At 42.9% G+C, this 14,235-nt stretch carries 10 protein-coding genes; 4 read left to right on the top strand and 6 right to left on the bottom strand.

All coding sequences use genetic code 11. From position 1 onward, the window contains the following. Nucleotides 1–53 precede the first annotated feature (53 nt). Nucleotides 54–2,405, top strand: a complete 2,352-nt coding sequence (locus tag IQ209_RS03960; protein WP_193849191.1) for an ATP-binding protein — start codon at nucleotides 54–56, stop codon at nucleotides 2,403–2,405. On the opposite strand, the gene dgt is transcribed toward IQ209_RS03960, so the two are convergent. After that, the gene (gene dgt, locus IQ209_RS03955) at nucleotides 2,395–3,930 is read right to left on the bottom strand and encodes a dGTPase (protein ID WP_193849189.1); all 1,536 of its coding nucleotides are present in this window, start codon (nucleotides 3,928–3,930) and stop codon (nucleotides 2,395–2,397) included. The genes IQ209_RS03960 and dgt overlap by 11 nt on opposite strands. Before the next feature lie 136 nt (nucleotides 3,931–4,066). On the opposite strand from dgt, the gene mtnN reads away from it, so the two are divergent. Further along, nucleotides 4,067–4,765: a 5'-methylthioadenosine/S-adenosylhomocysteine nucleosidase gene (mtnN, locus tag IQ209_RS03950; RefSeq protein ID WP_193849187.1), complete on the top strand. Its 699-nt coding sequence runs from the start codon at nucleotides 4,067–4,069 to the stop codon at nucleotides 4,763–4,765. A gap of 27 nt (nucleotides 4,766–4,792) precedes the next feature. Continuing rightward, a complete protein-coding gene (gene btuF, locus IQ209_RS03945; RefSeq protein WP_193849185.1) occupies nucleotides 4,793–5,629 on the top strand; it encodes a vitamin B12 ABC transporter substrate-binding protein BtuF in 837 nt (278 codons plus the stop codon). Nucleotides 5,630–5,634: 5 nt separating this feature from the next. On the opposite strand, the gene IQ209_RS03940 is transcribed toward btuF, so the two are convergent. Both IQ209_RS03940 and erpA read right to left on the bottom strand, forming a co-directional pair. Continuing rightward, nucleotides 5,635–6,819, bottom strand: coding sequence for a benzoate/H(+) symporter BenE family transporter (locus IQ209_RS03940; protein WP_193849182.1), 1,185 nt, complete (start codon nucleotides 6,817–6,819; stop codon nucleotides 5,635–5,637). Nucleotides 6,820–7,036: 217 nt separating this feature from the next. Beyond that, nucleotides 7,037–7,381 (bottom strand): iron-sulfur cluster insertion protein ErpA, encoded by a 345-nt coding sequence (gene erpA / locus IQ209_RS03935; RefSeq protein WP_193849180.1) that lies wholly within the window; start codon nucleotides 7,379–7,381, stop codon nucleotides 7,037–7,039. A 221-nt stretch (nucleotides 7,382–7,602) separates the two neighbouring features. Here erpA and hemL point away from each other — a divergent pair, with 221 nt between their 5' ends. Then, complete coding sequence (gene hemL / locus IQ209_RS03930; RefSeq protein ID WP_193849178.1) at nucleotides 7,603–8,886, top strand: glutamate-1-semialdehyde 2,1-aminomutase; 1,284 nt, start codon at nucleotides 7,603–7,605, stop codon at nucleotides 8,884–8,886. A 56-nt stretch (nucleotides 8,887–8,942) separates the two neighbouring features. Here the strand turns inward: hemL and IQ209_RS03925 are convergent, their stop codons facing one another. From IQ209_RS03925 to IQ209_RS03915, 3 genes are all read right to left on the bottom strand, one after another. Then, complete coding sequence (locus IQ209_RS03925) at nucleotides 8,943–9,683, bottom strand: sulfite exporter TauE/SafE family protein (protein ID WP_193849176.1); 741 nt, start codon at nucleotides 9,681–9,683, stop codon at nucleotides 8,943–8,945. Nucleotides 9,684–9,937: 254 nt separating this feature from the next. Beyond that, entirely contained in the window at nucleotides 9,938–13,054 is a 3,117-nt protein-coding gene (locus IQ209_RS03920; protein ID WP_193849174.1) for an HsdR family type I site-specific deoxyribonuclease, read from the bottom strand. 25 nt (nucleotides 13,055–13,079) lie between these two features. Beyond that, nucleotides 13,080–14,234, bottom strand: coding sequence for an AAA family ATPase (locus IQ209_RS03915; protein ID WP_193849172.1), 1,155 nt, complete (start codon nucleotides 14,232–14,234; stop codon nucleotides 13,080–13,082). Nucleotide 14,235: the final 1 nt, after the last annotated feature.

Here is a 14,235-nt window from a genome sequence, read left to right as displayed (position 1 = left end):
GATTCTGACTGACTTTGAAAAATTGAGTTCTGATTTTCCCACAATGGACGCCTATGACCAAATATAGCCTACGCACCCGTATGATGAGCCTGATATTGGTTCCTGTTTTACTGGTCGGAACGCTTGTGAGTATATCATTTATCTCATACCGCTATTACGAGTTGAAGAGCCTGATAGTCCGCAGTGGGATCAGCATTATTGAACCCTTATCCATCGCCAGCGAGGTTGGCATTAATCTGGACAATTGCCAGCAAGTTGACTCATTAATAAACAGCTTACATCGCCGAAACTCAGAGATTGTCAGGGCAATTGCGATCTTTGATAAGCATAACAAGTTATTCGATATTTCGAATGACAAGTATGATGTCAATCGCTTGAGGCTCACGGCCAACGAAGCCATGCCTACAACCTTGTCGAAAACGGAATACGGCAACAGTATCATCCTGAAGATGCCAATTATCTCAGAAAACTCATCGCCTAATCCCTGGAACACGTCCACCAGCGATACGCCGCCGATTGGCTATATCGCAATTGATTTGGACTTACGCGCTGCCCAGCTTCAGCAATACAAGGAGATTGCCACCTCCATCGTTCTGCTGATTTTGTGCCTTGGCGGAACAGCCCTGTTTGCCCATGTGCTGGTACGCAAAGTCACCCAGCCTCTGAACTGCATGGTTGAAGCCGTTGATCGTATCCGTCAGGGGCAACTGAACAGCCGCGTGACAGGTGCCATGCCAGGGGAATTATCCGCGCTCCAGAATGGTATCAACACCGTGGCAGAATCGCTCTCGAAATACAAAGATGAGATGCAGCTTCATATCGATCAAGCCACTTCTGACCTGCAAATTACGATGGAGCAGTTAGAAATTCAGAATGTTGAACTGACTATCGCTAAAAAACGCGCCCAAGAGGCGGTCAGAATCAAAACTGAATTTCTGGCCAATATGTCCCACGAATTACGCACGCCGCTTAATGGGGTCATTGGTTTTACCCGCCAGATGTTAAAAACCCCCATTACGCCACAGCAGATGGAGTATCTGTATGTCATTGACAGATCGGCCAATAACCTGCTGAAAATCATCAATGATATTCTGGACTTCTCACGGCTGGAATCCAATAAACTGGTATTGGATCAAGTGCCTTTTCTGCTAAGGGACACCGTCAATGAAGTTATTGAACTGCTAACGCCGGCCGCCAACGCGAAAAATCTTCCCTTGCATCACCATATTGATGAGAAGTTACCCAATTTGATGATTGGCGATCCTATTCGCTTACAGCAAATACTGACTAACTTGATTGGTAATGCCATTAAATTCACAGATAGAGGCCATGTGACGCTGGATATCAAATTACGCCAGCAACACCACCACCTTGTCCAGATCGACTTTACCGTGGCTGACACTGGTATTGGTATCAAACCCGAATACCGTCCGATTCTGTTCCAGGCCTTCAATCAAGCAGATGCCAGTATCACCCGCCATTACGGGGGAACCGGACTGGGATTAAGTATCACTAAACGACTGGTGAGTGAAATGAAAGGAGACATTGACTTTACCAGTGAAGTCGCTAAAGGGACGGTATTTTACTTTGATATCTGGCTGGAAAAAGAGGAATATCCATTCGGATCACTGCCAGAATATCTGCCAACCGGTTCGGCATCATCGCGTTTACCCATGACCGTTATGGCAGTGGACGATAATCCCGCTAACCTGAAATTGATCGGCACACTGCTGCATGAACTGGTTGAAAATACCTTTCTGTGCAGTAATGGTATAGAGGCGCTGGAAATAGCGAAACAACATGCGCTGGATCTGATTCTGATGGATATCCAAATGGCGGAAATGGATGGCATCCAAACGTCTGATCAAATCCAACAATTCCCCCAACATAAAGAGACACCGATTGTGGCTGTTACGGCCTTTGCCTGCCACGAGGCTAAGAATCCACCGTTTATTGACTGTCTTTCCAAGCCACTGGATGAAAAGTGCCTGAGAACATTGCTGAACCAATACTGCCGGCAGAAAAAACCACAAGCCATTGATTGGGGGATGGCGTTGCAGAAGACCGCCGGCAAAGAATCATTGGCGCGGGAGATGCTAGAAATGCTGGTAAAATCATTGCCTGACATGAAGGGAATGATTGAACAGGCTTTAACCGCCGATGATAAAGTCATTCGCAAACACTTTCAGCATCATGTCCACCAATTACACGGCAGTTGCTGCTATAACGGCGTCCCTAAACTGAAAGCAATTTGCGAATTGGTTGAAAAACAATTGCAACAAGGGGTTGCCCTCACTGATCTGGAGCCAGAATTGCTGGAATTCATGGACGAGATCAATCATGTCATGGCAGCCGCTCCTGATATACTTGAGGCGACCATGCCACTCGAACCCGTTACTTTGTGACCATAAACTTACGATATTCTTCGTAAGCGTAATTATCCGTCATGCCGCTGATATAGTCCTGAATAAGACGTGCCCGATAATAAAACTCGATCACATCTTTTTCAGCCTCATCAGTGGCAACCATTCCCTCCACGGCTTCACCATAAGCCAAACGATGCTTGGTCGAAAGTTTGTGCAGCAAGCGCGTTTCAATAAAATATTTTTTGTGGAAATTATTTTGGTTCAGTTCTATAAAATCCTGACGAGGTAATGCCAGCAAAGGGCTATATACATCCAGCAATCCGGTAATAATTTGGTATCCCTGCAATTCGAGTTCTTCCACTTCAGGATGATTGAAAACCCGTTTGCGGGTGACATTTTTCAACGTCTTCAATAAACGATGTTCTTCCCCATTTCCTTCCAACAGGGCGTGATTAAATGTACCTGCATAGATTTCAGGCAGATGTTCAATAAACAATTTGGCGGTATAAGGCACCAATTTTCCGGTGATAAATACCCGTAAATACATGAAAAATTGTTCGTGGATATTACGACGGGCTTCGTTATTGGTGGTTTTCTGATAGGCTTGTTTTACCGTAGATTCGAACAAATCCCCTTTCCTGTGTCCGCCGTTTTCTTCCCACTCGTTTTTCAGATATTCCACCAATTGTTCGACGTTAAAAATGCCTTTTTCAACCGCATCATCCAAATCTGCGATGCAATATGAGATATCATCTGCGGCTTCCATAATGTATGTCAGCGGAAAGCGACAAAACTCCCCCATTTGCAGTTCTTTTCTCAATTCACGGATAAAGCGCTCTTCTGACCAGTAGTAACCTATTTTCTTCATCAGGTAACTGAATTCAGCGGGCGTCTCTTCCAGACGATAGGCCGGACAGGTATATTTCAATATGCAGCCAATCTGGGCATAAGTGAGATTTAAACGCAACAGATTATGTGCCAGACGGATAGCCTGGGCATTACCTTCAAACTGGCATAAATCTCTGCGCAATTGCCGACGGAATAGATCTTTTTTTTCTTCTCCTGTCAGACGCAATGCCGTGACCTTACAGGCATCCTGCCGATTCTCCGTTTTCGGCGAATAAGACGAATAGTCAGGATCTAATCGGCGGGAGAACCAATCTTTAATGGCTGCCTCGCCAAAATGCCCAAACGGGGGATTGCCAATATCGTGCATCAGACAAGCCATCTCAACCAGACTTTCAAAAGCAAGCAAGCGATCACTCAGCCCATATTTTTCCAATAAGTCCTGCTTTGACAGCTCAGCAATAATTGTTTTTGAGATATAGCGCCCTATTTGCTGCACTTCGAGCGAATGCGTCAACCGACTGCGTACCGCCGCATTACGTTCCAGTGGAAATACCTGTGTTTTCTGTTGCAACCGCCGAATAGCGGCTGAGTTGATGATCCGCCCACGATCACTTTCAAATTGGCGAATCACTTGCTCTTCATCATCGGGATGAATGGAAGATTTACTGAACTTACGTTGATAATTCAACTTCTGCTTGAAATCAATCTTAGACATTAATCCCCCCATGCCAAATGTAACGATTATTTAGAATTGGAATCTGCGGTAAATAGTTATTCAATGATACACTTGCCGGTTAAATCGGCCTGTGAATATAGGCATCAATCCATTAATAACAAGCGAGTATGACACAATGAAAATAGGTGTAATAGGGGCAATGGAACAAGAAGTGACTTTATTGCGTGACCAGATTGAAGGTCTGCAAACATTGTCACGAGGTGGATGCGAAATTTATACCGGCAAACTGAACGGCGTTGATATCGCCTTGTTGAAGTCTGGTATTGGTAAAGTTTCCTCCGCACTTGGAACTACCGTGTTGATTGAGCATTGTCAGCCAGATATCGTGATTAACACGGGTTCCGCCGGTGGCCTTGATTCTAACCTGAAAGTGGGTGATATCGTGGTTTCCGAAGAAGTTCGCTATCATGACGCCGATCTTACCGCTTTCGGCTATGAACCAGGACAAATGGCGCAATGCCCGGCGGCATTTATCGCTGACGATAAGTTGATCGCCTTGGCAGAAAAATGTATTCAGTCCCTCAACCTGAACGCCGTTCGCGGCCTGGTTTGCAGTGGTGATGCCTTTATCAATGGTTCAGAGCCATTAGCACGCATTCGTGCCACCTTCCCGAAAGTGGCTGCGGTTGAAATGGAAGCGGCGGCCATTGGTCATGTTTGCCATCAATATCACATTCCTTTTGTTGTCGTTCGGGCTATTTCTGACGTTGCCGATCAAGAGTCCCATATCAGTTTTGAAGAGTTTTTAGTTGTCGCGGCGCGTGAATCAACACGGATGATCAATGCCATGCTGACCGAACTCAGCAAACAGTAAATCGTCATTTACAGTGGAGCATAAATAATGAATTCATTGATTCCCCATCGATCCCTTTGGCTGGCATTCTTATTCCTTTTGTATAGCTTTTGGTGTGGTTTCAGTGCTCCACTTTATGCGGCAGCATCCCGTGTGATTAGCCTTGCCCCATCAACGACAGAGCTGGCATATGCTGCGGGACTGGGCGACCAGCTTGTCGCAGTTAGCGCTTACTCCGATTATCCCGAAGCGGCTAAAAAATTAGAACAAGTTGCTGATTGGCAAGGCATCAATGTTGAACGGATCATCGCCCTGAAACCTGACCTGATTCTGGCATGGCGTGGCGGTAATCCCCAACGTCCTCTGGAACAACTCGCTGCTTTAGGTATCCCCATTTTTTATTCAGATGTGAAAAAAGTAGAAGATATTGCGTCAGAGCTGGAACGACTGGCTGCTTATAGCCCACATCCCGATATGGCTAAGAAATCAGCCACCGATATTCGCGATCAGTTCAGCCAATTAACACAAAAGTACACCCGCCTGAACCCTAAACCCGTGTTCTTGCAGTTTGGTATGCACCCGATTTTTACGTCCTCCAGCCATACTATCCAAAGCGAAATTGTTTCCGTATGTGGTGGTAAAAATATTTTCGCTGATAGCCCCGTTCCGTGGCCACAGGTTAACCGTGAGCAAGTGCTTACCCGCAAACCGGAAGTCATTGTCATCGGCGGAATGGAAGGGCAAAAACAGCAGGTGGCCAATTTTTGGCGACCACACATGAACGTGACTATTATCGCCCTGAATGATGACTGGTTTAGCCGTGCGGGACCAAGGATTATTTGGGCAACAGAACAACTTTGTCAGCAGTTAAATCGCCCCAATTGAATCACCTATTTTTTTATCTTGGTGCGTTTTTTTAGCACGCTGTGAGCAATGATGCCGCCAATTAATCCCCAAAATGCTGAACTGATACCCAGCAAATTGGCGCCTGATGCAGTGACAAGGAAGCAGATAATGGCAGCATCTCTTGTGTAATCGTCCTTGATCGCTTGATTCAGGCTATTTGTAAAGGTGCCAAGCAGTGCCAATCCAGCCAGAATTTTTATTAATGGGGCTGGAAACGCGCTAAACAGATAAAAAATTGCCCCACCAAAAAGGCCAGCCAACAAATAGAAAAAACCGGCACTGACCGCGGCAACATACCGTTTCTTTGGATCGGGATGGACATCGCTTCCCATACAAATGGCAGCCGTAATGGCAGCAATACAAATACTAAATCCCCCAAAAGGGGCCAGAATAATTGCCACCAATGATGTCCAGCTAAGTAACCTGGATGCACGGGGAGGATATCCCGCCGCCTGTAGGGTAGCGATTCCGGGTGCATTTTGTGAAGCCATCGTAACGATAAAAAATGGAATACCCACGCCAATAAGCGTAGTTACGTTAAATTGTGGCATAACAAATTCAGGCATGGAAAACATCACGCTTTCACCCGCCAACGTTAACTCACCGCTGAAAATAGAAATAATCAATCCAGCTGCCAGTGTCGAAATTATTGCATATAACGGAAAATAGCGGCGGGCAATTAAGTAAACAAGTAACATAGCGCCACAAAGCCAAACGTTGACTTGTAACATTGCAAACGCCTCTAAACCGAAGCGAAGCAATATGCCGGCAAGCATTGCTGCCGCGATGGTATGCGGGATGTAGGTCATTAATTTGGCAAATAGTCCGGTAATACCGCATATCAACATTAATGCCGAAGCGAAGATAAAAATACCGATGGCTTCGTTAACAGACGTGTCCGGCAAATTTGTTGCCAGTAATGCAATTCCCGGTGTCGACCAGGCCGTTAAAATGGGAGTACGATAATAGAGGGATAACCCCATTGTCGTGATCCCCATTCCCACGCCGAGCATACTGAGCCAGGCACCTATTTGTGATGGCTCGACGCCGATTGCCGTCACCGCCTGGAGAATTATTGCCACTGAACTAGCATAACCCACTAACACCGCAACAAACCCTGTGACAAGTGTTGCTGGTGAAAAATCCCTGAAAAATGATAACTTAGACATAGACATTACCTAACCGGACGTTATATTCACTATTCCCATAATTAATTAAAAAATAACCCCATATACTCAATAAACTTCAAGTTACAATCCGCAAGACGAGGCGGGGAAATATAACACGCATCTTGAAGTTGGATTGGTATATAGCGGAAAAATGAAAGTATTTTGCAAAATGGCCTTCTAAATAAGAGGCCATTTATTGCAATAGTGAATTTTCCAATTAGACACTGAAAGAAGAGCCGCAACCACACGTGGTTTTTGCATTCGGATTGGCAACAATAAAACGGGAACCTTCCAACCCTTCGGTATAATCCACACAAGCGCCTATCAGATATTGCAGACTCATTGGGTCAACAACCAATTCAACTCCTTGCTTCTGAATCGTCATATCACCTTCGTTCATTTGGTCATCGAAAGTGAACCCATACTGGAAACCGCTACAACCACCACCTGTAATGTAAACCCGCAGGCGCAGGTTCGGGTTATCTTCATCAGCAACCAGTACTTTGACTTTATTGGCTGCGGCATCAGTAAACTGCAAAGGCAATGCAGCATCATCGCTCATATTTTTACTCCAGTCCGGTTTTCCGGTAAAAATTGTCGGAAAGTTATTTTATGCTTTCTGATCAGTTGTCGAGATTATCCAATACCTGACTGATTCGTTCAAGTTTTGCCATGTGAATGCAATAAACCGAACGATGAAGGGCATATGATGATTTGGCTTCCCTATTGGGGTACTTTAAAATGACTTTCTCATATTCCGTTATCTTTCAGGAGCTTTTATTAATGAGCCAGTCCGAAACGCTTTACTCTCAAGCAAAACAGGTGATCCCCGGTGGGGTCAATTCACCTGTACGTGCTTTTAACGGTGTTGGTGGGACACCCGTCTTTATTCAACGTGCGAATGGGGCTTACCTTTATGATGTTGATGGTAATGCCTATATCGATTATGTCGGCTCATGGGGGCCGATGGTTCTCGGGCATAACCACCCGGCTATCCGCAATGCCGTCATTGAGGCCGCAGAACGTGGTTTGAGTTTTGGTGCTCCAACCGCTGCCGAAGTGGAAATGGCAAAACGAGTCACTGAACTGGTGCCTTCTATGGATATGGTGCGTATGGTGAACTCCGGGACTGAAGCCACTATGAGTGCCATTCGTCTGGCTCGTGGTTATACCCAACGTGACAAAATCATCAAATTCGAAGGTTGCTACCACGGCCATGCTGATTGCTTGCTGGTAAAAGCCGGCTCAGGTGCTCTGACGATTGGTCAACCCAACTCTCCCGGTGTGCCCGCTGATTTCGCTAAACACACCCTGACTTGTGTTTACAATGACCTAAATTCTGTCCGTGAAGCCTTCGAAAAATATCCAGCAGAAATCGCCTGTATTATCGTCGAACCCGTCGCGGGCAATATGAACTGCATTCCACCGCTACCAGAATTCCTGCCAGGTCTGCGTAAGCTGTGTGATGAATTTGGTGCCCTGCTCATTATTGACGAAGTGATGACAGGTTTTCGTGTCGCACTGGGTGGCGCACAAGAATATTACGATGTTAAGCCAGATTTGACATCCCTTGGAAAAATCATCGGTGGCGGTATGCCTGTGGGTGCTTTTGGTGGCCGTCTGGAAATCATGGAAAAATTAGCACCAACTGGCCCTGTTTATCAGGCGGGCACCCTTTCTGGTAATCCAATCGCAATGGCTGCCGGTCTTGCTTGCCTGAAAGAAGTGGCCCAGGTTGGTGTTCATCAGCGTTTAGGGGAACTGACCGACAAACTGGCGGCGGGTTTAAAACATGCAGCATCAGCAGCCGGCATCCCTCTGGTTGTTAACCACGTTGACGGTATGTTCGGTATTTTCTTTACCGATGCGGAAAGCGTTACCTGTTATCAGGATGTCATGAAGTGCGATGTGGAACGTTTCAAGCAATTCTTCCACTTGATGCTGGATGAAGGTATCTATCTGGCTCCTTCAGCGTTTGAAGCCGGCTTTATGTCTATCGCTCATTCAGATGAAGATATTCAACGCACTGTTGATGCAGCAGCACGTTGTTTTGCAAAACTGCAATAAAATAGTCTGTTTTTCCAAACCTCAGACGTCACTATTCTCTATTATCAGTGGCGTCTTCACACCAAAGCCCGTATTGCCTGAATCGCTGACATTACCGCCAACACGCCAAGTAATATCAGCATTAACCAACGAAAATGGTGTTGGCTGATACGCGATCTTAGGCGTGTACCAATAAAGAGAGAAAGCAGAGATAAGGCCGTTAATATGAGTATCGGCCATAAATACGCCGAAGAAAACAATTCGAACGCTTCCTTGCGTAACACCACTAATTGACTGATCTTACCAAGTAAAAAGCACAAATTGGCTGCCCGTGCAATTTCATGGCGATCGCTGCTCATTGCTAATAGGCACATAATCAGGATAGGAGACATCGCATTGGTTGCTCCGCCAATAATCCCAGCGGCTAAACCAAACAGCGACAAAATGACTGGATTTTCCGGTAAATGAAAATGACGGCTACGAGTGCTGCTGACAATATAAAATGCAATGACACCACTCAACAATAATTGCAAGTAGGCAGGATTAATTAAGAATAAAAGTTTCGCGCCAATAACACTACCAGTTAATGAGAAAAGTGCCAGTAAGCCATATTTATAGAATATTTCACCTATCTTTCCACCTGAAATAACGCTTAAAATATTCACCAATAAAGTCGGCCATAAAGCTAATACCACCGCCTCTTTTAATGGCATAAATAGGCTTAACGCTGTCGTACTAGCTATTGGAAAACCAATCCCGCTGATACCATGCAATAATGCAGCAGTAATAAAGAGTAAGGATAAGATAAGGATATTCAAGGTGTTACGTTCCCTGATGCAAGATGTTTCATTGAATTTTTGCGTTTAGTGTATCGTAAAAGAAAAAACAGATTAACTTAATTTAACCCGATATATGGATACCGACTTAATTCAAGTGGGTATCCATATATCGGGTTATATACGCATTAAACTTCAAGTTGCCATTTACAACACTGTATGAAGCCTGATTTCTCCTCGCTTTGCGGGGAGAAATCACACGCATCTTGAAGTTAGATTGGTATATTAGCTTACATCTATATTTGCCCACCTACACCTTTAAACTTCTCAACAAAGGCAGCAATTTTCTGGAAAACGATCTGCTTTTTCGTTCTATATTCTGGGTTAAGTGGACTTAACTTTGGTAGCGTTGAATTTAGCTCTGTACCGTTTTCACTTGCATATTCTCGTTTTAATGATGCTGTGATATAGCGCTTAGCCGCCTCTTCATTTAATTTCTCAGAGCTGATTAACTCCTCTGCTTCACGCTTTTGTTCAGCTTGAGCAAATTTGAAAAACTCATCAATAATACTGGCTTTGTCGATAATTTCGTCCAAATTAGTTTGATTAATGAAATCAACAATTAGACTTTCTTTTGCTCGATTGCCAAGGCTGGAACGAATTAAACGGCGAACTTCATCAATTAATTCCGCCTTATTTTTATTCTTTTTATTGTTTTCAAAAATCAATTCAAGAATATAATCCAGATTAATTTCCTGTGATTTGAGCAAATCTATTTCAAAAACGACATCATCCCAGTCAATAGTCGATTTATCTTTCTCATTAGATGATTTTTCACGGCGTAACCAATCACGCGTATCATTATAGGTTGAGCGATAATCTTGAATAGCACGCTCAGTCGGCATCTCAATCGCTTGCATAGCTGCGATATCTTCATCGTCCAGGTAATATTTAGCTTTAAATGCCTCAACAACTTCCGGATTACTCATATCTACATGCTGTAGAGCCCTTAATCCTGCAAATTCATCATAGTTTTGCAGCACATTCTCCGCACGCAAATATTCACCAAATAGTTTGACAAAGTCCTTTTTATCTTGCTCCTTAACAATATCATCAGGGTTGGGGAAGCGTTTTTGTAGTTCAATCACTACATCCAAAAAACCACGACGTGCTTCGCCAGTGACTAAATCAGTAAAACCTTCCATGTATTCTTTGTAGCTTTTTTCTAGCACCACGTTTTTGGTGTTCTTATCACCAAACAAAGTGATGGCTTCAACTGTAGCCTGTTCTAAATCACGGAAGGTGACGATATTGCCAAAGGTCTTCGTGGCGTCATAAATACGGTTAGTGCGTGAAAAAGCTTGCATTAGACCGTGGTAACGCAGATTTTTATCGACAAATAAAGTATTCAATGTCGGCGCATCAAATCCTGTTAAGAACATGCCAACAACAATCAGTAAATCTACTTCTTGATTTTTCACTCGCTGAGCGAGGTCTTTATAGTAGTTTTGGAAACTTTTACTATCTACACCAAAATTCATTTTGAACGCTGCATTATAATCATCAATAGCCGCGCTTAAAAATTCTTTGGCACTGCTATCCATTGCGGTGAGTTCAAAACTTTCATCAATAATCTCACCAATAGCATCTTGCTCTTCATTAGCAGCGAAAGAAAAGATAGTGGCGATATTAAGCGGTTTTTTATTTGCTTTATTCTCTTCAGTCTCTTTTTGTAGCTGCTTGAACGCTTCATAATAAGCTTTGGCAGCATCCACACTGCTGACCGCAAACATGGCATTAAAGCCTTTGCCACCAGCTTGGAGACGATGCGTTTTTTGTCTGAAGTTATTTAAAACATACCGAGAAATTTCACGGATACGAACAGGATGTAAAAAAGCTTGCTTGTTTTCTGCTGCTGTTAACTTTTTCTCGTCTTGTTCGGTTTCAATCGACTTAAATTGTGGTCTTACATCGTTATAATCAACTTTAAACTTCAATACTTTTTCATCACGAATGGCATCGGTAATCACATACGAATGTAATTCTCGGCCAAATACACTACTGGTGGTGTCTGCACCTAAAGCGTTTTGTGGGAAAATTGGTGTGCCCGTAAAACCAAATTGATAATATTTTTTAAATTTTTTCTTTAAGTTTTTTTGTGCTTCACCAAACTGGCTACGGTGTGCTTCATCAAAAATAAACACCACTTGTTTAGTGTAAATAGGTAAATCACTTTCACTTTTTATTAAGTTATTCAGTTTTTGTATGGTCGTCACAATAATTTTATTGTCATCTTTTTCAAGATTCCGTTTTAACCCTGCAGTACTTTCCGAACCATTAACGCTGTCAGGCGAAAAACGTTGATATTCTTTCATAGTCTGGTAATCCAGATCCTTACGATCGACCACAAAAAATACCTTATCGATAAAATCCAGCTCAGTGGCCAAACGCGCTGCTTTGAAACTGGTTAAGGTCTTTCCCGACCCCGTGGTATGCCAAATATAGCCACCACTTTCAGTATTACTCCAATTTTTAGCCTGATACGCACTTTTAATTTTCCACAAAATACGTTCAGTAGCCGCTATTTGATAGGGGCGCATCACTAACAAAGTATTGCTAACATCAAATACGGAAAAATGGATTAACACATTCAACAAGGTATTTTTCTGAAAAAATGTGGCCGTGAAATCTTTTAGGTCTTTAATCAGCGTATTATCAGATTTGGCCCAATTCATGGTGAAATCAAAACTGTTTTTATCACGCTTGGTAGTATTGGCAAAATAGCGCGTGTCTGTACCGTTTGAAATCACAAAAAGCTGTAAGTATTTAAACAGTGAGTTTTCTGTATTAAAGCTTTCTTTACTATAACGGTGCACTTGGTTAAAGGCTTCACGGATAGCAACTCCGCGCTTTTTAAGCTCAATTTGTACCAATGGCAGGCCATTAACCAAAATTGTTACATCGTATCGATTCGCTTGCGCCCCTGTTTGCTTGAATTGCTTAATAACTTGTACTTTATTATGGGCAATGTTTTTCTTATCCACGAGATAGATGTTCTCGATATGCCCATCGTCAAAAACAAAGTCGTAGATATAATCGTTATGAATCTTACGGGTTTTATCTATGCTGTTATCGTTAGGATTATCGAGGTACTGCTCAACAAAGCGTTGCCACTCACTTTCTGAAAAATTAACATTATTCAGTACTTGTAATTGCTCCCGCACATTAGCCAGCATGTTTTGGGGCGTGTTTAAGCCAGTAACATATTCATAGCCTTGGCTGATTAAATCGTTGATCAATTCCCGTTCTAAATCACCTTCGCTTTGGTAAGTTTCATTTAGCTGCAATTCTTTAGTGTATTTATCCAGTACGATAAAGTTATTTGATTCAGCAACAGTTTTGTATTCGTGCATACTTCACCTATAAATTCGATTCACTCTAGTCTTCTGCCTGTTGGAAGCGGTACATAGTGTTAATTTCATTAACCAAATAGCGCAAAACACGCTTGTCATCTTCCGTAAGCTCAGCAACCTCTTCACCTGCATGTTTTGAATGACTAGAGATATTAATAATCCTGGCTTCATAAGGATTGGGCCTGCCATCATCAGTTTTTGGCAATAAATCACCCCACTTTTTATAGCCAAGAAAAGTAGAGGTTTTTTCTAATATATTTCTTAAAAAGTTGAAGTGATACTTGCTCAACTGACCGTTTTCAATGGCTTTTTCGAGTTCTGACTTCAGATAAAGATGATATGAAAATGGTGAATCATTGGGTTGGATTACCAGCTGATATGTGCCATCTTCATGCTTTGTCAGCCTGTATTTCTCAAACCATTTCTTTTTATAACTTTTATCATCACTATTTAGCTCATTGTGTAGCACATTATAGAAAAGAGGGTTATGCGTCGTGATGATGAATTTAACGCTAGACTCGTTAGATTTAATAAGTTGAGCAAGATGTACTGCCAACTCAATCAAATGGTTTTCATCTAAAGAGCTCACAGGATCATCAATAAAGATGTATTGCAATTGATTAAACTGATCTGTTTCTCGCTCACTGGGTTCAGCAACATTCAACACGCTTATTACTTGTTCAATCAGTGTGTAAAACATGCTCCAGATAAAGTTGCTTTCTTCGCCTTTTGATATTTTGACATTTTCAGTTCGTGCTTCATTGCCACGTTCGAAAGAAAACATGACCTCCGAACCATTTTCACTAAAATGTGGAGTTAATTTGTCATCCGTATAGCGTTGAAAGTTAGCAATGATATTTCGGTCTTGCCCCTGATCTTTTAGCACCCAATCTGTAAATGAATTCGGCTGGATTTTGAGTTTAGGCTCGGTATTCTCAGATAAGTCGTTATCCCAGTAAAACAAGTCTTCGGTAAAGGCGTTGTAATACAAAAAATTAGTACGCGTCAATGATAGTTCTTCATTGTTGCCATCTTCATCATTATCATTTTTAGGAGCAACGAGTTGTTTAAATTCCTGCGAAAGTCGGGTCTTACCCGTGCCATTAAAAGCATAGATCAACTGCACTTTCTTGTTGGCATCTTTTAGCTGCTGTGCTATTTCCGTTAGCGTTTTACTCATA

It is taken from the genome of Xenorhabdus sp. BG5 (assembly GCF_015163665.1).
Taxonomy (GTDB): Bacteria; Pseudomonadota; Gammaproteobacteria; order Enterobacterales; family Enterobacteriaceae; genus Xenorhabdus.
This window is presented reverse-complemented; position numbering and strand designations above follow the sequence as displayed.